Here is a 19,449-nt window from a genome sequence, read left to right as displayed (position 1 = left end):
AGGCGGGTAAAGCCGCGCCACATTGTACCGATACCGATCGCTCGCACCGTCACCAACGTTCAACACGCTCGGCGTCGTCGTCTCGGTATGGACGCCGACGAATTCCAGGAGACGATCGAGGAATCGATGTCGGTCGAGTTCGAGCGCCTCGGGTCGTCGAAGCTACTGGTCGCCCAGACCGACGCGAACCTGACGGCGGAGGCGGTCCTCGGGACGGTCGCGGACAGCGAACGCGCCGCGATGGAGACCTTCGAGTCGTGGGCCGATGCTGAGGAATACATGGACGCACAGGACGCCTTCGCCGAATTTTGCGATCAAGAGCGCGACCACTACGATCGAGTCGTGGCCCTCCTCGACGGCGAACACGAGCCCGACGCGGACGCCGACCCGATGCACGACCGCCTTCGGGCGCTCGAGTCGACGGCGGACCGCCTCGGTGGCGTCGTCGGGCGGTCCCTAGTCGCCGACCGGACCCACCTGCAAGTGGTGAGCTTCTTCGTCAACGAAGGCGACGAACGGCGCGCCGACACATTTCGTGAGCTACGATCCGAGACAGCGGCTCAGGGCGACCGAGCCGCCGAATTACTCGCGGACGTCTGTGACGGAAGCGAGGACTGGGATCGCGCACGGTCGGCCGCCGAGGGCGTGATCGACATCGCATACGAAACGTATGCGGGATCGCTGGATGACCTCGGCCTCGATCCGAAGCCGATCTGTTGAGCCGCTCCGGCGCGTCGACCGCTCGCCGTCCGGGGTGCGAAAGCCAGACACACTCCGATTGAAGGATGGACTGCCGATATCGGTGTCGAGTATGGATCGACGAGGTGCAGCAGTGAGAGAGTCGGCGGACGCGGTAACAGGGTTCTACGGAGGCGTCGACTCAGTCGACGAAGTCGATGTCGTCGCCCTGTGCGGGCGCTTCGGGCTGGACGGCCTCGCCGTCCGGCTGGCCGTAGATCTGCGGCGACTCGACGCCGGTGACGACGATCATCGTCCGCATGCTGCCCTCGAGGCTCTCGTCGATCGAGGTCCCCCAGATGATGCGGGCGTCGGGGTCGATCCGGTCGTAGATCTCCTCGACGACGCCCTCGGCCTCTTCGATGGCCATGTCGTTGCCGCCAGTGACGTTGACGAGAGCGGAACTCGCACCCGAAATGTCGACGTCCAGCAGCGGCGAGCGCAGCGCGGTCTTGACCGAGTCTTCGGCCTTCGCTTCGGAATCGGATTCGCCCAGACCGATCATCGCGACGCCACCACGTTCCATGACGGTGCGAACGTCGGCGAAGTCCAGATTGACGAGACCCGGTTTCGTGATGAGTTCCGTGATGCCCTTGACCGAGCGCATCAGCACCTCGTCGCTGACCTTGAACGCCTGTCGGACGGGGAGTTTGCCGACGGAGTCGAGCAGGCGATCATTGGGAACGACGATGACGGTGTCGGAAACGTCGCGCAGGCGCTCGAGGCCCGCTTCGGCGTTCGTCCGCCGAACTTCACCCTCGGCGGTAAACGGCGTCGTCACGATCGAAATCGTCAGCGCGCCGGCCTCGCGGGCGGCCTTGGCGACGACCGGGGCGGAGCCGGTCCCGGTTCCGCCGCCGAGGCCGGCCGTGACGAAGACCATGTCGGAGCCGTCGATGGCGTCGTAGATGTCCTGCTGGCTCTCGAGGGCGGCTTCCTCGCCGACCTGCGGGAGCGAGCCGGCGCCGCGGCCGCTGGTCTTCTCTTTCCCCATCAGAATCTTGGTGTCGGCCTCGATTTCGACGAGGTGCTGGACGTCGGTGTTCGCGGCGACGAGTTTCGCGCCGTGGATGCCTTCCTCTTCCATCCGGTTGATGGTGTTACCGCCGGCACCGCCACAGCCGACAACCGTGATGTCAGTCTGGAGGTCCTGCAGGACGTCTTCCAGTTCGTCGTCGGTCATCGTCCCCGACTCTGGACGGTCCGGTGTGCCGTCGTCCGCCGATCCGCCGCCCTGCGGCGCGGCGTCGTCGGGGGCCGTGGCCTCCCCCTCTTCGGCCTCGTCGATCGCGCTGTCGATTATGGAGTCCATTCTTGACCATGTCTAATCAATGGAGCATAATTACCTTTCCCCTACGCGTCAGCCGGATGTCTGACACGTTAATTAGTTTTTATGTGTCTGAATGAAGATGGGACGAATCTGGGGGGAGATACCGGGTAAGTCGGTATTACTGCCGTTTTTCGGACCAATCAAGTCGGAAATCGGTGCGTCCGTTCGGTCATAACTCTCTCGGGACTGACCGTTTCCCCATCGACGGTGACCGACTCCCCGTCGGCGAGCGCGCCGAACTTCGGTCCTTCGGGAACGCCGACCTGCTGCGCCAGCGCGGGGTCGAACGCCGTCTCCTCGGCGACCACGGCATCGTCCTCGATCGTCACCGCGTCGTACTTCTCCTCGAGGACGGCAGCCAGTTCCGCGATGATCGCCGTCCGGAGGTCGCTCGAGTCGTTGTCGTCCCCGGGTTCGCTGTCGACAGCAGTATCTGGGACCGCCGCCCGCGAGCCGACGCGGCTCCCGCCGTTTTCCGTCGCGAAGGCCACGGTGTTCGCCTCGACAATTGCTCGGACGCGGTCGGCATCGATCCCCTGTGCAGTACTGACGAGCTCGGCCGGGAGCTCGACGACGGCAACCGACTCCGCGAGCCGGTCACCGAAGCGGATCCCGTCGTCGACGGCTCCCAGGTCGGACTCGACCGCGTCGACGACCGCGAGCGGGCGATCGTCGACCTCGCGAAGCCACGTCTCGCTCACGATGCGACAGTCGAGGGCCGCGAGCGTCTCCTCGAGGACCGGCCACTCCCCGTCCAGCAGCGCGATTTCGGCGTCGCTGGCCTCGAACGCGCGCTTCAGGACGTCGCGGTGGGTCGTCGGGTGATCCATCGCCTCGAGCGCCCAGTCGGCCGCGACGTGGCCGACCGCCCACGCTGTCTCGCGGACGACCCGTCCGTATCGCGGCGCGTAGTGGTTGCCGCCGAAGCCGACGACCTGTCTGGACCGATGGGGGTCGACGTGTCGCAACTCGAGGATGGCGCGCGCCACAGCGTCGGCACCGGCGGGATCGTCCCACTGTTCGTCGCCGCTGCCGAGTTCCGCGAACAGCGACGGGCAGCCCACCTCGGAGGGGCCGTGGTGAGTACACTCCATACCAACGTCGTACCGCTCGGGTGCGTATTCGTCGAACGCCTCGAGCAGCCGATTCAGCGCGTTCGGCGCGGCCTCGGCCAGCGCGTCGGGCTCGCCGCCGAACTCGGCTGGGCCGAAGTTCCCCGTGAAGTGGCCCGTCAGTAGCGCGCCGGTGTCCCCCGAGTGCCGGGAGGCGAAGACGAGCAGGTCGGGGTCGCAGTCGAAGGCGTCAGCGGGGCGCTCGAGGTCGATGTGTAACTCGTCGAACGAGCGGAGTTCGGCCCCGTCGGTCCAGTAGTAGGTGCCGCCGCCGTCGGCCGCCGGTCGGTCGTCGGTCCGTTCCGTCCAGTCGGCGCGCTCGCGGAGTCGGTCACAGATGTGTACCGAGGCGCGGTCAGCACGGCTTTCGACGATCGCGAGCATCACTATATTCGTGATCGCGTTTTGAGGTGGTTAACGTCGCCGGTTTCCGACCACAGTGGCTGTTACCGCTACCGACACCGGGGCTACGGAAAAACGCATAGCGACAGCTACCCGTAACTTTTCGTGTGTAGCGATAACATATATCGTAGATGGCTGGTCGACATGACCGAGAACACGTCGGACGAAACGACCAAAACGAGAGCAGCCAGTGATTCGTCGGTCGATTTCGGTCTCGATATCGGCGATTTGAGCACGCTGACCAGCGACTGCGCTATCGTGCCGGTCGATGCCGACGGGTGCATCGCCGCGTGGGACGACGGTGCGCGCCACCTGCTGGGATACGACGCGGAGACAATCGTTGGCTCCCACTATCGCACCGTCTTCCCGCCGGACGATCGCGACGACGGCCGGTCGGAACGGTTGCTCGAGCGGGCGCAGTCCGACGGAACCGCCGAGACCGACGGGTGGCGCGTCCGGAGCGACGGGTGCCGATTCTGGGTTCGCGAGGTGATCGCGGCGGTCCGGGAGGACGACGAGGTAGGCGTCCCTGTCGACCGCGCGGACGACGAGCTCCAGGGGTACGTCTGGCTCGTCCACGACCGCACCGAGGAGCACGAACGTATTCGAGAACTCCGCGAGGAGAAGGCCTTCGCCGAACACGTCTTCGAGGCGCAACCGGACATCGTCTACGCGTTCGACGCGAACGAGAACCACCTCGAGTGGAACGACCGGGTACCGGCGGTGACGGGCTACACCGAATCAGAGCTGGCCGAAATGAGCCCGCTCGAGTTCGTCGCACCGGCCGATCGGGACCGAATCGCCGCGGCGATTCGGCGGGTCCTCGAGGAGGACGAGTACGTCACCGTGGAGGCGGATCTCCTCACCAAAGACGGCCGACGGATTCCCTACGAGTTCAACAGCGCACAGATCACTGACGACGATGAGACCGTTCTCGGCTTTACCGGTACCGGCCGCGACATCAGCGAGCGTGAGGCCCGCGAGCGGGCGCTCCGCGAGGAAAAAGCGTTCACGGAAAGCATCCTCGAAGCGCAGCCGGACATCCTCTACGCGTACGATTCCGAGGGGAACCTGATCCAGTGGAACGACCAGTTCGAGCGCGCGACCGGCTACGAATCGGACGAACTCCCCGGCATGAACCCGCTTCAGTTCATCGCTTCGGAGGATCGGGACCACATTCGCGACGCGATCGATCGAATCCTCGAGGAGGGAGAGCGCGTCACCGCCGAGGGGAAGGTCCTGACGAGCGACGGTCGACAGGTCCCCTACGAGTTCAACAGCGCTAGAATCACCGACGATACCGGCACCGTCCTCGGTTTTACCGGCGTCGGACGCGATATCAGCGAGCGCAAGGTCCGCGAGCGGGAACTCGAGCGCCTCGAGCGGCTCAATGCGGTTATTCGGACGATCGACGAGACGATGGTCGCGGCCGAGACCCGCGAGGAGATCGAAACCGCGGTCGTCGAGGAGTTCGCGGCTGCGGACGCCTACCGGTTCGCGGGTATCGGCCGGGCCGACACCGCGACGACCGAGAGCTACTCGTGGGAGCCCGTAGCGCAGGCGGGAATCGACGCGGCGGAGGCGGACTTCCTCTCGTCGTTCGTCGACCCGCCGTCCGCCGCCGACGGCACGTCGGCGTTCGAAACCCGAACCGCCCAGCGGTATCGGGATCTCCGCGAGAGCCCCATCGAAGAGTGGCAACGCCACGCCCGAAAGCTGGGGTACGGTTCGGTCGCCGTCGTCCCGATTGCCGCGAGCGGTCGCCCCCTCGGGGCGCTCGTGATCGGCGCTGACGAGCCGTTGGCCTTCGCCGATCGGGAGCGGGAGGTGCTACAGGAGTTCGGCGGCACGATCGGCCACGCAATCAACGCGACGACGGTCCGCCGACTCCTCTATCAGGACATCGTCGTCGAACTCGAGTTCGAGTCGACCGATCGGGGCGACGCCTGTATCAGACTCTCCGACGAGCTCGGTTGCGTGCTGTCAATCGATCACGTGCTACCGCTGACCGACGAGCTGTTCGTCTACTACTTCATCGTCAGCGACGGTGATCCCGACCGCATCCGCGAGGTCGCTCGCGACGACGACGCGATCACGGAACTGCGGCTCATCGACGACGGCGACGAGAGCTACTGGGAGTGCGTCGTTCGCGGACCGACGATCGCCAATCTGCTCACGGACTACGGCGCGCGGCTCCAGTCGAAAACCATCCACGAGGGCGTCGCGGAGCTGACGGTTCAGGTCAGCCCTGATGCAGACCTGCGCGGGCTCGCCAACGGGATTACGTCGGCGTACCCCGACAGCAGGCTCCGTTCGAAGCAAACGGTCGAGCGGCCGGTCGAGACCCGCGGCGACTTCCGGCGCACCGTCGAATCGATGCTGACCGACAAACAGCGCACGGCCCTCGAGGCGGCCTACCACGGCGGCTACTTCGAGTGGCCGACGCGAAACAGCGACGCGTCCGATGTCGCAGATCGACTCGGTATCGCCCGACAGACGTTCCATCAACACCTCAGAGTCGCACAGGCAAAGCTCCTCTCGGCGTATTTCGAGACGGACGACTGACGACCACTGGCCGATACCAGAGCATGCTGGTACACTCCTTTCCCCCGCCCGTAGTCTCCATCAAGCAATGAGGACACCCCCATCCGCCGAGCTGACAACCGCGCTGGACGTATTGGCAGCGCCGCAACGTCGATACCTGCTCGCGACGTTGCTCGAGCGTGCGGACACATCCTCGACTGACCGCCCGTCGACGTCGGAACGACTATCGGTCGAAACGCTCGCCACCGAGGTCGCGACCATCGAACACGGCTGTCCGATCGTCACCGACGAACAGTGTGAACGCGTCCACATCGAGCTGGTTCACGTCCACGTTCCGCGACTCGCCGACGCCGAACTCCTGTCCCGCCACGACGACGGCGACGCGACGACCGTCGCGCTCACCGACCACCCCGTCCTCGAGTCGGCGTGGGTCCGTTCGCTTCTCGACGATCCGACCGGTGAAACGCTTCCCGTCGACGAAGGGACGTTCGACCGGACGCTCGAGGCTCTTCGAAGCCCGCGTCGCCGAACCGTCTGTGCCGCACTTGCGAGGCGGCGGGGGACCGTCTCCGTCACTGATCTGGCCGCGGCCGTCGTCGCTCGAGAGGGAGGCGACGAGACACGGCTCGTCGACGTCACGGAATCGGCGTGCACCGATGTTGCCACGTCGCTCGTCCACGAGCACCTGCCGATACTGTCGAATGCCGGGCTCGTCGAGTGCGACGACGAGGCCGAGGAGGTCGTACTCGCGACCGATGCACCGCAGTGGCGGATCGACTGGATGACCGAAGGACCGCTCGCCGACGTCGCTGCGTTCGTCGAAGCGACGGCCACGGAGGCACCGGATGCAACTGCGACGGCCACGGACGTACCGGATGCAACTGCGACGGATGCACTGGCCACGAGTAAACCGGCCGACGACGAGTCGGCCGCTGATACGCCGGTCGCAACGGCGACTGCGGCAGATGGCGACCGGATGCTATGGACGTTGGCGCGGCCGCGAGCGGGACGAGCGACCGGCGACGAATCATCGTCTTCGCGGGACGTCACCAGCCCGCCCGACGAATCGTCGACCGCGACCGGTCCGCCTGACGGGCCGCCGACGTGAACTGTCGAGAGACGGTCCCATGACTGCGTTCTCGGCTACGGAACGAGAAGAGAGATGAATCCGACGTAGCCGGCGACGAGGATCGCCCCATCGACTCGCGTCAGCCGCCGACCGTACCACATCATCCCGACCAGGACGAGAGTGAAGCCGATCATGATCGGGAGTTCGAATCGGAGCGTCGCCGGTTGAATCTCGATCGGGGTGATCAGCGCCACGACCCCCAGCACCGCGAGGACGTTGTAGATATTCGAGCCGACGACGTTCCCGACGGCGAAGGCCGTCTTGCCGCGCACGGCACCCACCACTGAGGCCGCCAGTTCCGGCAGCGACGTGCCGAGCGCGAGCACCGTTAGGCCGATGACGAGATCCGGGACGCCCAGCGCCGACAGCAGGCTCGTCCCGCCGGCGACGAGCCACCGCGAGCCGACGACGAGCGCGACCAGTCCGCCAATGACGAGCGCGACGTCCCGTACCGACGCCCCCGACTCCGCGTCGGGTTCGTCGACCATCGGCGGGGAGTCCGCACTGACGTAGTACAGAATAAACGCCGTGAATCCCGCGAGGACCAGAAGGAAGACCACTCCCTCGAGGCGACCGATCCGACCGTTCGCACCGAGGACGACCAACAGGATCGCCGCGAGCACCATCGTGGGAACGTGTCGGCGCAGTACCCGGTCGCTGATCTGCAGCGGCTTGATCAGCGCGGCGACCCCGAGCACCAGTCCGATGTTCGCGATGTTCGAGCCGACGATCGTCCCGAGGCCGACGTCGCTCGAGACGTTCAGCGCGCCGACCGTCGCCACGAACAGTTCCGGCGCGGTCGTCGCGAACGCGATCACCGTCACGCCGACGGTCGCGGCCCGAAGGCCGATTCCCAGCGCCAGCCGCCCCGCACCGGCAACCAGTAGTTCGGCACCACCGTAGAGCGCGACGATTCCGCCCGCCAGCAAGAGGAGATCGAGCGGGGTTCCGGAGAGCATGGGGCCGGCTACTCAAGAGGGGATTAAAAACGACGCGAAACGGACCGTCGTTCGTGTGTCCAGCGAGGCCGAACGCAGTGAGGCCTCGCAGATAGCGGAGACAGGAAATCGCTGTCGAAGCCAGACCGGTTATGGTCCTGCCGCGTCGAGTGACGGGAAACGATGGCTATGGACGTTTACGGTTTACTCGGCAATCCGGTCGGCCACTCGCTGTCGCCACCGATGCACGAGGCCGCCTACGACGAACTCAACCTCGAGGCCCGGTACGTAACCTTCGAGCCCGACGAAGACGATATCGACGACGCGATCCACGGAGCCGACGCGCTCGGAATCGCGGGGCTCAACGTGACGATTCCGTTCAAACAGGACGCCCTCGAGATCGTCGCGCCGGAGGATCTGGCGACCAGAATCGGTGCGGTGAACACGATCGACTTCTCGGGGTCGGGCCCGCCGACGGGGTACAACACCGACGCCGTCGGCGCGTTGCGCGCGCTCCGTGACCACGACGTCGACCTCGAGGGAGCGCGGACGGTCGTCGTCGGTGCCGGCGGTGCCGGCCGGGCGATCGCCTTCGGGCTCGCCGACGCCGGCGCGACGGTCGCGATCGCCAACCGAACCGAGTCGAAGGCGCACGAACTCGCGGACGAAGTGTCCCGCGCGACCGGACACGGGCTGGGCGAGCTGGAGCGACTCGTGGCCGACGCCGACGTGCTGGTCAACGCCACGAGCGTGGGGATGGAATCGGATGCGACGCCGGTCCCCGCCGACGCGCTTCACGACGACCTGGCCGTCCTCGATGCGGTGTATACCCCGATCGAAACGCGGCTCCTGCGCGATGCGGCCGACGCCGGGGCGACGACCATCGACGGCGCGTGGATGTTGCTCTATCAGGGCGTCGAGGCCTTCGAAATCTGGACCGGACGGGACGCACCTGTCGCCGTGATGAACGACGCGATTCGCTCGCGGCTCTGAGCGAACGCGGTGCCCGCAGCCGCCGGTGTGACAGTATCAGGCGAATTTAAGTGGTGGAACCGACTATGTCGAGATAATGGCAATCCTCCAAAAACTGAAGTCCCTGTTGGGGTTCGACGACTCGGAGTCGGAGCGCGGGGGCACTCGAGAGGTCGGGGTAACGGTCGAACGGGAAGGGTCGGTGGACGATGGGACCGCCGTCGACGCCGAGAGAGACGAGTCGGTCGACGAATCGAGTGCCGAGCCGCCGCAGTCGGCCGCGACCGGCTCGAGTACTGGTGACTCGTCGGAAGCAACACCGATCTCGGAAGAGAGCGACGAACCGTCGGCGACGACTGGCGCGGAGACGGCTGACGCGTCGTCGTCGGAGTCGACCGACATAGCGGACGAATCGCCCGTCGAGGAGGCCGAACCCGACGTCGCGACGGAAACCGAGCCCGACGCTGAAGCCGAGCCGGACACGGAAGACGCCGAATCGGAGACGGCCGATAGCACCGATTCTGAGACGGAAGTGGAGACTGAACCCGAACCGGAGCCTGAGCCCGAACCAGAGCCGGAAACGGAGGCCGAGCCTGAGCCCGAGCCAGACGCCGAATCCGAGGAGGCCAATCAGGAACCCGTCGTCGAAATCAAGGGCATCGGTCCGGCCTACGCCGACCGCCTCGCCGGCGCAGGCGTCGACACGATCGGCGAGCTTGCCACCGCAGACGCCGCCGAACTGGCCGAGCAGACCGACATCTCCGAGACGCGCATCCAGGGCTGGATCGATCGCGCCGAAGTCAGATAACGGCCCACCGCGTCGACCGTTTTCCCCTCTTCCTTCTCCGAATTGCCGCATCCCTGTGCCGATTTCGGCGTTCGTAACGGCAGGTTCGTCCACTCTCCGGTTCTCGTGACCCCGAAACCGCAAGAGGATTACCCGTAGTCCTCCTCTCGAGGGATATGAGCGATCCGCGCGTCGTGACGACGCTCGATTCGTTTCGCGCCGCCGCTCGCAACCGCGACCGCGGTGAGTCGGACGCGAACCACGCCGCGTCACCGACGCCTCCCGGATGTCGTATTCCCGTCGAAGCTCGCATCTCCGTCAGCGATCCGTTTCTCGCCTACCGCCGGGCACGCGACGGGGACGGCTCCGCCTTCCTCGAGACGACCGGCGGCCAGCCCGGCTGGGGCTACTTCGGCGTCGATCCCGTCGATCGCCTGACCGTCGGCCCCGACGCCGTGACGCGAAGCCGCGACTCGGACCGGTCGCCGACGCTCGCCGCACTCGAGGGGATGCTCGCGGGCGACCGGCTCGCACGCGGGGACTGCGACGTGCCCTTTCCCTGCGGGGCCGTCGGCTGGCTCTCCTACGACGTGGCCCGCGAACTCGAGAGCCTGCCCGACTCGGCCGTCGACGATCGGGGGCTGCCCCGTCTCGAGGTCGCGATATACGACCGACTCGCAGCCTGGGAGGAGCCCACCGACGGCGAGGTGACGCTGCGGATCACGGCCTGTCCGCGGATCGGCGATCCAGACACTGACTCCGATTTCGATCCCGAGAGCGACGAGCAACCGACCGATGCAGCCCTCGAGGCGGCCTACGAGCGCGGTTGTGACCGGGCGCTCGAGCTCGCCGAGGCCGTCGGGGATGGCAATCCCGAGATCGGTGAGTCGCCCGTCTCGAGCCCGGAAGCGACCTTCGAGAGCGACTGCGGCCGAGAGGCGTTCGCTGATCGCGTGCGGCGGGTCAAGGAGTACGTCCGCGAGGGCGACACCTTTCAGGCCAACGTCTCTCAGCGGCTGGTCGCACCGGCCGCGGTTCACCCCGTCGCGGCCTACGACGCGCTGCGTCGGGTCAATCCGGCACCCTACTCCTGTCTGCTCGAGTTCCGGGCGGCGGAGCTGGTGAGCGCGAGTCCTGAACTCCTGCTCGAGCGCGAGGGGGAATTCGTTCGGACGGAGCCCATTGCGGGGACCCGACCGCGCGGCGAGACGGCCGAGGCGGACGCCGCGCTCGAGGACGACCTGCTCAGCGACGAGAAGGAACGCGCAGAACACGCCATGCTGGTCGACCTCGAGCGCAACGATCTCGGGAAGGTCTGCGAGTACGGCTCCGTCGCGGTCGAGGAGTATCGTCGGATCGACCGCTACGCCGAGGTGATGCACCTCGTCTCGAACGTCACGGGACGGCTTCGACCGGACGAAACGCTCGCCGACGCCATCGCGGCGACCTTCCCCGGCGGGACGATCACCGGCGCGCCCAAACCGCGGACGATGGCGATCATCGACGAACTCGAGGCGACCCGGCGCGGGCCCTACACGGGTAGCGTCGGGCTCTTCGGCTTCGACGGGCGGGCCACCCTCAATATCGTCATCCGGACGCTGGTCCGCCACGCCGACGAGTACCACCTGCGGGTCGGCGCGGGGATCGTCCACGACTCCGATCCTGACCGCGAGTACGACGAGACCCTCGACAAGGCCCGCGCGCTCATCACGGCGGTCGACGACGCGCTCGGCGAGCGGGCCGAATTGGGGCTCGAGGCGGACGACCAAGCGAACTCGGAGCAGGCCGACGGAGGTGGAGCGAATGACTGAGCCCCATACTCGGATCCTGGTTATCGACAACTACGATTCGTTCGCGTACAATCTCGTCCAGTACGTTGCCGAAGCGATCGCTTCGGCAGGCCCTGCGACGTCGCCGCAGGACGTCGGCGAGATCGCGGACGAGGTGATCGTCCGGCGCAACGACGCGATCGACCTCGCGGGCGTTCGCGACCTCGAGCCGACCGGCATCGTCGTTTCGCCGGGGCCGGGAACACCCCAGAAAGCCGGCGTCTCGATTCCGCTGTTCGCCGAAACCGAGTATCCGATCCTGGGCGTCTGTCTCGGCCACCAGGCGCTGTGTGCGGCGAACGGCGCGCCGGTGGTCCACGCTCCCGACATCGTCCACGGAAAGCCGTCGGCGATCACTCACGAGGGAGAGGGGCTCTTCGAGGGACTCCCGGCGACGTTCCAGGTCGGTCGCTACCACTCGCTGGCGGTCGACCGCGCGGATCTGCCGGCCTCGCTCGAGGAGACCGCTCGCACGACGGACGAGCGCGGCGTTTTGATGGCGGTCCGTCACCGCGAGCGGCCGCATCTCGGCGTGCAGTTTCACCCCGAAAGCATTCTGACGCGAGCGCAGTCGGAGGCGGCGACTGAATCGGACAGCGACGGACACGGAGACGAGCGGAGTGGAAACGACGGGAACGGGACCGACGGGAACGGAACCGACATCTCCCTCGCGCTCGGCAAACGAATGATCGCGAACTTTTGTCGGTTCGCCGCGACGGTCGAACCGAACGCGGAGGCCGCGGATGAGTGACGACCGCTACTATCACGTCGACAGCGATCTCGTCCCCGCCGGTGAGGCGACCGTCAGCGTCGACGATCGGGGCTTTCGCTACGGCGACGCCGCCTTCGAGACGCTGCGGGCCTACGGTGGGTCAATCTTCGCGTGGGACGACCACCTCGAGCGCCTCGAGCGAACCTGCGAGGCCCTCTCGCTCGAGCACGGGCTGTCGGCCGCCGACCTCCGATCCCGAATCGACGAGACGCTGGCGGCGAACGACCTCGCGGACGCCTACGTCCGCCTCTCGATCACCCGCGGCGTCCAGCCGGGGAAACTCACGCCCCACCCCGACGTCGATCCGACGGTCGTGATCTACGCGAAACCGCTTCCCCGCGGCGGGCTCGAGAGCGAACCCGTCTGGGACGGCCCGGCGACGGTTCAGACGGCCGAGACGCGGCGCGTCCCCGACGAAGCGATTCCGGCAGCGGCGAAGACCCACAACTATCTCAACGGGGTTCTCGCACGTGCGGAACTCGAGGGCGGGGCCGACGAGGCGCTCATGTGCGACCTCGAGGGCCACGTGTCCGAGGGGGCGACGAGCAACCTGTGGTTCGTCCGCGACGGGGAGCTTTTCACGCCGACGACCGACGGTCCCGTCCTGCCGGGAATCACTCGAGAGATCGTCCTCGAAATTGCTCGAAACGACGGGCTGTCAGTCCACGAGGGACAGTACGAGCTGCCCGACGTGCTCGAGGCCGACGAGGCGTTTCTCACGAACCGGACCTGGGAACTGCGGCCGATCGCGACGCTAGATGGCCACGAGATCGGCGGTGGTCCGATTACGGTTCGACTCTCGCGCTCGTACGACGAGTGCGTCGAGGAGTCGTGTTATCAGTCGGATCGGCCCTGAAGCCGCGATCACCGTCTCCGTCGAAGCGACCCCACTACTGTCCCGCCGCCGAGGACCGTCACCCCGAACGCGACCACCGCACGGTAGGTCGGATCAGAGAGTGGGACACCGGCGAGCAGGTAGCTTCCGGCGAACAGCCCGCTGGCGACGGCCGATGCGGCGATGGTCCACAACACGTCCCGCGTCCACGGCCCATCCTGCGGCCAATGATTTTCGTGTGCGTAGGGAACGAGTCCACCGATCGTCATCAACAGGAGAAATCCGCCGGCGAACTCGTCCCAGTACCACGCGCTCCCGAGCGCGACCACCATCGCAATCGGAACTGCAGTGAGCAGGACTGGCAGGGACCCGGAGCGCAAATCGTCCGCGTACCGCTCGCGGAGGGTCGGCCGATCAGCGGTCATTGATAGCTACTGACTCGAGCCGGGAGCATAAAAATACACTCACTTATGCAACAGTTTCGCCTCGTTGGGGATCGACGCCGTGGCCGTCTGGTGGAAACACGACAGATGGGCGACTCCCGATCGCAGCCGTTCCCGTCAGCGCTCGGGTTCGACGGCCGTTCTATCCGACTCATCCGATGTGGCCGATGCGTCGATCAGTTCGCGCTCCGTTCCCGAAAGCTCGAGGGCGAACTCGCTCCCGAAGGCCGACGCCGGCGTCTGGAAGCCCTCAGGGGTTCGATTCCGGCCCTCGAGGACCCGTTCGGCGGCCGTTACCGCTGACTCGGCTGTCAGCGCGTAGGGATTCGGCGTTCGCAGGCGAGCGCGGACTCGTCGGCCCGTGGCAGTGTCGGTGACCTCCCCCCAGACGACGGCGCTGCCGGTCGCCAACTGCCGTTCGTCCGGACCGTCGAGACGGGCGTCGATCAGTCGCTTCAGCAGTCCTTCGACGGGCCGGCGCTCGAGGAGCCACCCCATCGAATCGATAGCCGACAGTCCCCTCGTCGCCCACGACGGCGCGGCGGTGTAGACCTCGATCGACCCGATGCCGGTGGTGTGGGCCGCGGTGACGACATCGCCCCACGGGATCGTGACGGCGTGTTCGGGCCCGTCGCCGAAGTCGATCTCGCGGGTTCGGAAGGCGGTCGGTACCCGAATGAGTCGTCCGTTCCGGCGCACGACGCCGCCGCTGCCGAGGTGCTCGACGAGCGTTTTGGCGGTGCCCCGCGAGAGCCCGCCGCCGCTCTTGATCCCGAGTCGCAACTCGTCGGCCTCGGGGAGTCGCTCCGCGAGAAAGGCGGCCAGACAGTCCGACGGGACGACGTCGAACCCGACGCCGGGCAGGAGGGTAGAGCCCGCCTCGCGAGCCGCGGCGTCGCGCTGGCGGAGCCCCTCGAACACCGAGAACTCCCCCGTGATATCCAGATAGTCCGTGTTCGTCTCGAGGCAGGCGGTGACCAGCGCCTTGGCGGTGTCGACGAACGGCCCCGCGCAGTTCAGGACGGCGTCGAACGTCGAGAGCCGGGACGCGAGGTCGTCGGACTCGAGGTCGAACGTCCGACCTTCGACGCCGAGTTGGTCAGCTTGCTCGGCGATCGCGCGGCCGTCGCGACCGGCAACAGCGGGCGAGCCGCCTCGAGCGACGGCCTCGCGTGCGATCAGCCGGCCGGTATAGCCGTAGGAGCCGTAGATGAGAAGGGAGTCCATAGGCGGCGTTGGACGGAGAGAGGTTTAAATCTCAGTCAGACAGGGCTTGGCTGGTGTCGCAACGTTCAGGACCACCGACCGGTAACGGGTGCGTAATGGACGCAGGACGGATCACGGCGCTGTCGAACGTGCCCGACGACTCGACCTTTTGCTTTCGCGTGACCGACGAGTCGGGCCAGGAACGAGAAGCAATTCTCGTTACGAACGGGGTCGCAGAGACGGACGGCGAGGAACGCGGCGGGGACGCAGCGGACGACGAGCCAGTTGCCTGCTGGCTGAACTACTGCCAGCACTTCACCCATATCAAACTGGACAAGGGCTCGGGCGCACCGATGCGAGACGGCGAACTCATCTGTGCGAACCACGGCGCGTACTTCGAGGCCGACTCCGGCCACTGTACCTTCGGTCCCTGCGAGGGTGCCTATCTCACCGACCTCGCAGTGACCGTCAGCGAGGGCGACGTCTTCCTGACCGATGCCGACTACGAGTTCGTCGGTCCCGGACCGATCGAGAGCGACGATCTCGATCGCGCCTCGAGTTCGAACGTCGAGTTCTAGAGACCCAACTGAAAGGGGTCACAGACTGATCGTACAGGCCTCGTTCGATCGAAACACCGTCGCGTGATCGGCTGCGCGCTGACTGTCAGCGTCCCCGATCGGGCGACCGTTACTGGCCCCGATAGACGCCGTCCGGGGTGACGAGATCCCGTTCCTGATCGTACTCGAGCAGGCCGGCATCGACCAGCCGCGGGAGGTGGTCGTGGTAGAGGGAGAGGTAGACTTCCTGAACCCGTTCCGGCGAAATGTCCGCCACCTTGTGTCCCGTTTCGCGGATCGCGACCTCCTCGGCCGCGTCCGGCAGCGTCAGTTCCTCGCTGTACGTGTGCATGACTGACAGGAGGAGTCGCCGGCGCTGATCGGCGAGGAGTGCAAACACGTCGTCGAGCGTTTCGGCCGACGCATCGGGCTCGTCGTCCGTGTCGAGCCAGTCGAGTGCCGCCCGCACGAACTCGACGCGATTACGCTCCGAGTGGGGGTTGGAAGTCATGTGTGATCCGTTGTCCTCGAGCGAACGTGACGAGAGCCGGCCGATAGCCGCTTCATCGGCCCGTGACGCTGCCGTTGGCTCGAGGGCTCGTATCGGGTTCTCGCCTGCCCCGTAAATATTAGTATCGAATCCGGCTGACTATTGTCACGGCGGATAGACAGTCGGGTGTTGACGACAATCGGGTGGACTCATTCAATCGTGAAGGTCGGCTCGTCGACGGACTCGCTCTTGCAGTCGGGGCACCGCGAGGGAAGGTTCAGTAGGTCGTCGTAGTCGTCGAACCCGCAGTCTCGACACGTCGGCGGTGCGACGAGCAACTGCTCGTCCGTTCCGTCGACCGACTTGGAGACGTGTTCGACGTGGCGGACCACCGCGTGCGGCGTCAGATCGAGTCGGGTGGCCAGCTCGCTCGGCGTCGCCGGCTCTTCGCGGAGCGCGTCGGCGAGTTTCTGTCGCGTCGTTTCGTCGGCCTCGCGCATACGTTGGCAGAAGGAGGCTCTCGCTTTTATACTGTCGGGCGACAGCCGCCGACGGACCGGCCGATTTGGAGGCCGCAATCCCCGAAAGGGTAAGTGACTTACACCCCGCTGGTGAACATCGCTCTATGAAGGCCGTCGTCCTTGCAGGCGGGTATGCGACGCGAATGTGGCCGATTACCAAACATCGGCCCAAGATGTTCCTCCCGATCGGCGGGTCGACCGTCATCGATCGCATCTTCGCGGAGCTCGAGGCTGACGACCGGATCGACGAGGTCTACGTCAGCACGAACGAGCGTTTCGCCCCCGACTTCGAGGCTCACCTCGCTGACAGCGAGTTCGACAAGCCCCGGCTCTCGATCGAGGAGACGACCGAGGAAGACGACAAGTTCGGCGTCGTCGGTGCGCTCGCACAGCTGGTCGACCGGGAGAACGTCGATGACGACCTCCTGATCATCGCCGGTGACAACCTGATGAGCTTCGCGGTGTCGGACTTTCTCGATTACTTCGAGAGCCACGACGCCCCGACGCTCGCCACCTACGACGTCGGCTCCCGCGAGAAGGCCAAATCCTACGGCCTGGTCGAGCTCGAGGGCGACCGCGTCGTCGACTTTCAGGAGAAACCCGACGACCCCAAGAGCACGCTCGTCTCGATCGCTTGCTACGCGTTTCCCCGGGAGTCGCTCGGCCTGCTCTCGACCTACCTCGAGGACGGTAACAACCCCGACGAGCCGGGCTGGTTCGTCCAGTGGCTCCAGAATCGCGAGGATACCTACGCCTACACCTTTGAGGGCGCGTGGTTCGATATCGGCACCCCCGAGAGCTATCTCGACGCCGTCGCCTGGCACCTCGACGGCGAGTCGCTCGTCGCCGACTCGGTGACCCTCGAGGACACGACGATCGGCGAGAACGTCCACGTCATGGGCGACGTGACGCTCGAGGGAACGGCCCTCGAGCACACGGTCATCTTCCCGGACGCGACGGTTCGAAACGGCGACATCCGCCGCTCGATCATCGATCAGGGGACCCACCTTGAGGAGCTCGACCTCGCCGGGGCGCTCATCGGTGCGCATACGACGATCACGAACGGCACGGACCAGTAGACGGAGCCGGCCCGGAGCAGTAGCACCGAGCAGTGCCCGACTGGAACCGCGATATCGGCGATACAGCTATCAGTCCCCCGTATGATATGTGTGGTGAGACGCATGTGTCCCGACCAGGCGGTCCGGACGGCCCTCGAGCGATACGCCGACGGCGTGCCCCACGAGGAACTCGCCCGTGAGTTCCTCGAGTATCGGCGCTGGACCGGTGACGACCCGTTGTTACTCGTCGCCGAGGCCGCGGCCGCGTCGACCGGGCAGGGCTTCGTCGACGGGATCAAGCCGACTGTCGAGCGATTTCGCGACGCGTTCGTCGCGACCGGCCGGGTCGACTCGTTTTCGACGCTGGCCGAGCTCGACCGCGAGGACGAGGCCCTCGTGGCGGCGCTCGGTGCCCAGCGCAAGCGCGAGGTCCTCCTCAAGATGGCCCGCGTCCTCGCGGACCGGCCGAAAGATGGTGATTTCGCGGCGCTCGTCGGCTGGGCCGCGGCGGCCGACCACTACCGCTACGACGAGGACCCGGTCGGATCGATTTCGGGCGTCGGTCTCGCGACGTTTCAGTACCTGCGCCAGCTCGCCGGCGTCGACACGCCCAGACCGGATCCGACGGTCGAGCGGCTGCTCTCGGCCGTCGACGACGACCTCGAGGCGTCGCCGATCGACACGTCGACGAACAGGCGGACGATCGCCTCCTGCGAGTGGCTCGCGTTCGTCGCCGACTACCGGTCCCTCGAACTCGACCGGATCGCGTGGTGGACGGCCACCGAGTCGGCGGGTCGGGAGACGGCGCTCGAGGTCGCCCGCGACTAGCGGACTGGTTGCCGCATCAGCGAACGGTTCTCGACCGCTCGCGGGAGGATCCACCGAATCGCTTCGGACGGGAGAAATACCGTTCGAGAGGCTGCGACTGGGAGTCGGTTCGCGCAGCTCAGTAGCCGGTTCCGAGGTACGTGTGGACGGCGTCGGCGGATTCGAGTTCGTCGACGAACGCGACCGCGAAGTCTTCCATCGAGATGTAGCTGTCACCATCCTCGTCGGCGACGAGTTCACCGTCGGCGGTTCGGTACTCGCCGGTTCGTTCGCCGGGTTCGATGAGCGCGGCGGGCGCGACGTACGACCACTCGAGGTCGTCGGCGTCTTGAAACACGCCGAAGGCATCGATAGCGGCGCGAGCTACCGGCTTCCACTCCTCGGGAAAGTCCTCGGTTTCGATGAGTCGCGTGTCGGGGCCGACCTTCAGCCCGCCAGCCCCGCCCGTCCAGACCAGACGGTCGACGCCCGCCTCCCGCATTCCCTCGACGACCGCTTCCGCCATCGCCACGAGCACGTCGTCATCCTCGTCTTCGCTCGGACCGAGTGCAGACGCGACCGCGTCGTGGCCCGCCGCGAGGTCGGCGATCTCGTCGGAGTCAGTCGCGTCGCCGGCGACCGCCTCAAAGTCGGAATCGTCGATTCCGTCGATGTCGCCGCTTCGGGAGACGCCGGTCACGTCGTGGCCGCGTTCGAGAAGTTCGTTCGTAATTCGCCGGCCGATTCGGCCGCTTGCACCGAGTAGTAGTACGTTCATTGTGGTGAGTTGGATTGTTGATGGTTATCTGACAATGCGTGACGAGCATCCGCACCAACGATTACAGTTTCACACGTGGTCTTGGCTCGTGACCGTCATATGCCTTAGCGAACACAGGTCCGACCAGGTCACAGCAATGGCATCGGACGCGGATCTCGAACCGAAATATGCCGGGTGCCCCGTGCTCGAGACGCTCGAAGA

General features: G+C 66.3%; 19 protein-coding genes. 11 read left to right on the top strand and 8 right to left on the bottom strand.

What is annotated here, in order from left to right:
- Window positions 1-87: 87 nt before the first annotated feature.
- The gene (locus HYG81_RS31845) at window positions 88-720 is read left to right on the top strand and encodes a rubrerythrin family protein (RefSeq protein ID WP_180840214.1); all 633 of its coding nucleotides are present in this window, start codon (window positions 88-90) and stop codon (window positions 718-720) included.
- Between the two features lie 160 nt (window positions 721-880).
- Here the strand turns inward: HYG81_RS31845 and ftsZ are convergent, their stop codons facing one another.
- Together ftsZ and HYG81_RS31835 are read right to left on the bottom strand one after the other, a co-directional pair.
- On the bottom strand, window positions 881-2,050 hold the full coding sequence (gene ftsZ, locus HYG81_RS31840) for a cell division protein FtsZ (RefSeq protein ID WP_180840213.1): 1,170 nt from the start codon (window positions 2,048-2,050) through the stop codon (window positions 881-883).
- Window positions 2,051-2,208: 158 nt separating this feature from the next.
- A complete protein-coding gene (locus tag HYG81_RS31835) occupies window positions 2,209-3,570 on the bottom strand; it encodes a D-aminoacyl-tRNA deacylase (RefSeq protein WP_180843026.1) in 1,362 nt (453 codons plus the stop codon).
- Between the two features lie 156 nt (window positions 3,571-3,726).
- Here HYG81_RS31835 and HYG81_RS31830 point away from each other — a divergent pair, with 156 nt between their 5' ends.
- Together HYG81_RS31830 and HYG81_RS31825 are read left to right on the top strand one after the other, a co-directional pair.
- A complete protein-coding gene (locus tag HYG81_RS31830; RefSeq protein WP_180840212.1) occupies window positions 3,727-6,147 on the top strand; it encodes a PAS domain S-box protein in 2,421 nt (806 codons plus the stop codon).
- A gap of 67 nt (window positions 6,148-6,214) precedes the next feature.
- Entirely contained in the window at window positions 6,215-7,234 is a 1,020-nt protein-coding gene (locus HYG81_RS31825; RefSeq protein ID WP_180840211.1) for a DUF7344 domain-containing protein, read from the top strand.
- Window positions 7,235-7,269: 35 nt separating this feature from the next.
- Here the strand turns inward: HYG81_RS31825 and HYG81_RS31820 are convergent, their stop codons facing one another.
- Window positions 7,270-8,214, bottom strand: coding sequence for a calcium/sodium antiporter (locus HYG81_RS31820; RefSeq protein WP_180840210.1), 945 nt, complete (start codon window positions 8,212-8,214; stop codon window positions 7,270-7,272).
- Between the two features lie 168 nt (window positions 8,215-8,382).
- Between HYG81_RS31820 and HYG81_RS31815 the strand changes: the two genes are divergently transcribed.
- From HYG81_RS31815 to HYG81_RS31795, 5 genes are all read left to right on the top strand, one after another.
- Window positions 8,383-9,186 carry a shikimate dehydrogenase gene (locus HYG81_RS31815; protein WP_180840209.1) on the top strand — a complete coding sequence of 268 codons (804 nt, stop codon included), beginning with the start codon at window positions 8,383-8,385 and terminating at the stop codon, window positions 9,184-9,186.
- A gap of 76 nt (window positions 9,187-9,262) precedes the next feature.
- A complete protein-coding gene (locus HYG81_RS31810) occupies window positions 9,263-9,973 on the top strand; it encodes a helix-hairpin-helix domain-containing protein (RefSeq protein WP_180840208.1) in 711 nt (236 codons plus the stop codon).
- Between the two features lie 155 nt (window positions 9,974-10,128).
- Window positions 10,129-11,763 (top strand): aminodeoxychorismate synthase, component I, encoded by a 1,635-nt coding sequence (pabB, locus tag HYG81_RS31805; protein ID WP_180840207.1) that lies wholly within the window; start codon window positions 10,129-10,131, stop codon window positions 11,761-11,763.
- Window positions 11,756-12,532, top strand: coding sequence for an anthranilate synthase component II (locus tag HYG81_RS31800; protein WP_180840206.1), 777 nt, complete (start codon window positions 11,756-11,758; stop codon window positions 12,530-12,532). The genes pabB and HYG81_RS31800 overlap by 8 nt, the downstream gene beginning before the upstream one ends.
- Window positions 12,525-13,409, top strand: a complete 885-nt coding sequence (locus HYG81_RS31795) for an aminotransferase class IV (protein WP_180840205.1) — start codon at window positions 12,525-12,527, stop codon at window positions 13,407-13,409. Before HYG81_RS31800 ends, HYG81_RS31795 begins: the two co-directional genes overlap by 8 nt.
- Window positions 13,410-13,417: 8 nt before the next feature.
- On the opposite strand, the gene HYG81_RS31790 is transcribed toward HYG81_RS31795, so the two are convergent.
- Together HYG81_RS31790 and HYG81_RS31785 are read right to left on the bottom strand one after the other, a co-directional pair.
- The gene (locus HYG81_RS31790; protein WP_180840204.1) at window positions 13,418-13,813 is read right to left on the bottom strand and encodes a hypothetical protein; all 396 of its coding nucleotides are present in this window, start codon (window positions 13,811-13,813) and stop codon (window positions 13,418-13,420) included.
- Window positions 13,814-13,948: 135 nt separating this feature from the next.
- A complete protein-coding gene (locus tag HYG81_RS31785) occupies window positions 13,949-15,058 on the bottom strand; it encodes a saccharopine dehydrogenase family protein (protein WP_180840203.1) in 1,110 nt (369 codons plus the stop codon).
- A 95-nt stretch (window positions 15,059-15,153) separates the two neighbouring features.
- On the opposite strand from HYG81_RS31785, the gene HYG81_RS31780 reads away from it, so the two are divergent.
- Entirely contained in the window at window positions 15,154-15,615 is a 462-nt protein-coding gene (locus HYG81_RS31780) for a Rieske (2Fe-2S) protein (protein ID WP_180840202.1), read from the top strand.
- Between the two features lie 109 nt (window positions 15,616-15,724).
- Here HYG81_RS31780 and HYG81_RS31775 read toward each other — a convergent pair whose 3' ends face one another.
- Entirely contained in the window at window positions 15,725-16,105 is a 381-nt protein-coding gene (locus HYG81_RS31775) for a DUF7344 domain-containing protein (protein ID WP_180840201.1), read from the bottom strand.
- A 188-nt stretch (window positions 16,106-16,293) separates the two neighbouring features.
- Window positions 16,294-16,584, bottom strand: coding sequence for a transcriptional regulator (locus HYG81_RS31770; protein WP_180840200.1), 291 nt, complete (start codon window positions 16,582-16,584; stop codon window positions 16,294-16,296).
- Window positions 16,585-16,709: 125 nt separating this feature from the next.
- Between HYG81_RS31770 and HYG81_RS31765 the strand changes: the two genes are divergently transcribed.
- The gene (locus tag HYG81_RS31765; protein ID WP_180840199.1) at window positions 16,710-17,684 is read left to right on the top strand and encodes a nucleotidyltransferase family protein; all 975 of its coding nucleotides are present in this window, start codon (window positions 16,710-16,712) and stop codon (window positions 17,682-17,684) included.
- A 102-nt stretch (window positions 17,685-17,786) separates the two neighbouring features.
- Entirely contained in the window at window positions 17,787-18,491 is a 705-nt protein-coding gene (locus HYG81_RS31760; protein ID WP_180840198.1) for a hypothetical protein, read from the top strand.
- A 118-nt stretch (window positions 18,492-18,609) separates the two neighbouring features.
- Here the strand turns inward: HYG81_RS31760 and HYG81_RS31755 are convergent, their stop codons facing one another.
- The gene (locus HYG81_RS31755; RefSeq protein WP_180840197.1) at window positions 18,610-19,248 is read right to left on the bottom strand and encodes an NAD(P)-dependent oxidoreductase; all 639 of its coding nucleotides are present in this window, start codon (window positions 19,246-19,248) and stop codon (window positions 18,610-18,612) included.
- Between the last annotated feature and the right edge of the window lie 201 nt (window positions 19,249-19,449).

Source organism: Natrinema zhouii (assembly GCF_013456555.2).
Lineage (GTDB): Archaea > Halobacteriota > Halobacteria > Halobacteriales > Natrialbaceae > Natrinema > Natrinema zhouii.
Note: the sequence above shows the minus strand (reverse complement) of the source record. Positions and strands in the feature narration are given on the sequence as shown.

What these genes read in the sequence shown, in the direction of transcription:
- HYG81_RS31775 (WP_180840201.1), bottom strand. Translation starts at nt 16,105, where the DNA reads ATGACTTCCAACCCCCACTCGGAGCGTAATCGCGTCGAGTTCGTGCGG.
- HYG81_RS31820 (WP_180840210.1), bottom strand. Translation starts at nt 8,214, where the DNA reads ATGCTCTCCGGAACCCCGCTCGATCTCCTCTTGCTGGCGGGCGGAATC.
- pabB (WP_180840207.1), top strand. Translation starts at nt 10,129, where the DNA reads ATGAGCGATCCGCGCGTCGTGACGACGCTCGATTCGTTTCGCGCCGCC.
- HYG81_RS31810 (WP_180840208.1), top strand. Translation starts at nt 9,263, where the DNA reads ATGGCAATCCTCCAAAAACTGAAGTCCCTGTTGGGGTTCGACGACTCG.
- HYG81_RS31785 (WP_180840203.1), bottom strand. Translation starts at nt 15,058, where the DNA reads ATGGACTCCCTTCTCATCTACGGCTCCTACGGCTATACCGGCCGGCTG.
- HYG81_RS31765 (WP_180840199.1), top strand. Translation starts at nt 16,710, where the DNA reads ATGAAGGCCGTCGTCCTTGCAGGCGGGTATGCGACGCGAATGTGGCCG.
- HYG81_RS31770 (WP_180840200.1), bottom strand. Translation starts at nt 16,584, where the DNA reads ATGCGCGAGGCCGACGAAACGACGCGACAGAAACTCGCCGACGCGCTC.
- HYG81_RS31780 (WP_180840202.1), top strand. Translation starts at nt 15,154, where the DNA reads ATGGACGCAGGACGGATCACGGCGCTGTCGAACGTGCCCGACGACTCG.
- HYG81_RS31845 (WP_180840214.1), top strand. Translation starts at nt 88, where the DNA reads ATGGACGCCGACGAATTCCAGGAGACGATCGAGGAATCGATGTCGGTC.
- HYG81_RS31815 (WP_180840209.1), top strand. Translation starts at nt 8,383, where the DNA reads ATGGACGTTTACGGTTTACTCGGCAATCCGGTCGGCCACTCGCTGTCG.
- HYG81_RS31795 (WP_180840205.1), top strand. Translation starts at nt 12,525, where the DNA reads ATGAGTGACGACCGCTACTATCACGTCGACAGCGATCTCGTCCCCGCC.
- HYG81_RS31760 (WP_180840198.1), top strand. Translation starts at nt 17,787, where the DNA reads ATGTGTCCCGACCAGGCGGTCCGGACGGCCCTCGAGCGATACGCCGAC.
- ftsZ (WP_180840213.1), bottom strand. Translation starts at nt 2,050, where the DNA reads ATGGACTCCATAATCGACAGCGCGATCGACGAGGCCGAAGAGGGGGAG.
- HYG81_RS31830 (WP_180840212.1), top strand. Translation starts at nt 3,727, where the DNA reads ATGACCGAGAACACGTCGGACGAAACGACCAAAACGAGAGCAGCCAGT.
- HYG81_RS31790 (WP_180840204.1), bottom strand. Translation starts at nt 13,813, where the DNA reads ATGACCGCTGATCGGCCGACCCTCCGCGAGCGGTACGCGGACGATTTG.
- HYG81_RS31800 (WP_180840206.1), top strand. Translation starts at nt 11,756, where the DNA reads ATGACTGAGCCCCATACTCGGATCCTGGTTATCGACAACTACGATTCG.
- HYG81_RS31755 (WP_180840197.1), bottom strand. Translation starts at nt 19,248, where the DNA reads ATGAACGTACTACTACTCGGTGCAAGCGGCCGAATCGGCCGGCGAATT.
- HYG81_RS31825 (WP_180840211.1), top strand. Translation starts at nt 6,215, where the DNA reads ATGAGGACACCCCCATCCGCCGAGCTGACAACCGCGCTGGACGTATTG.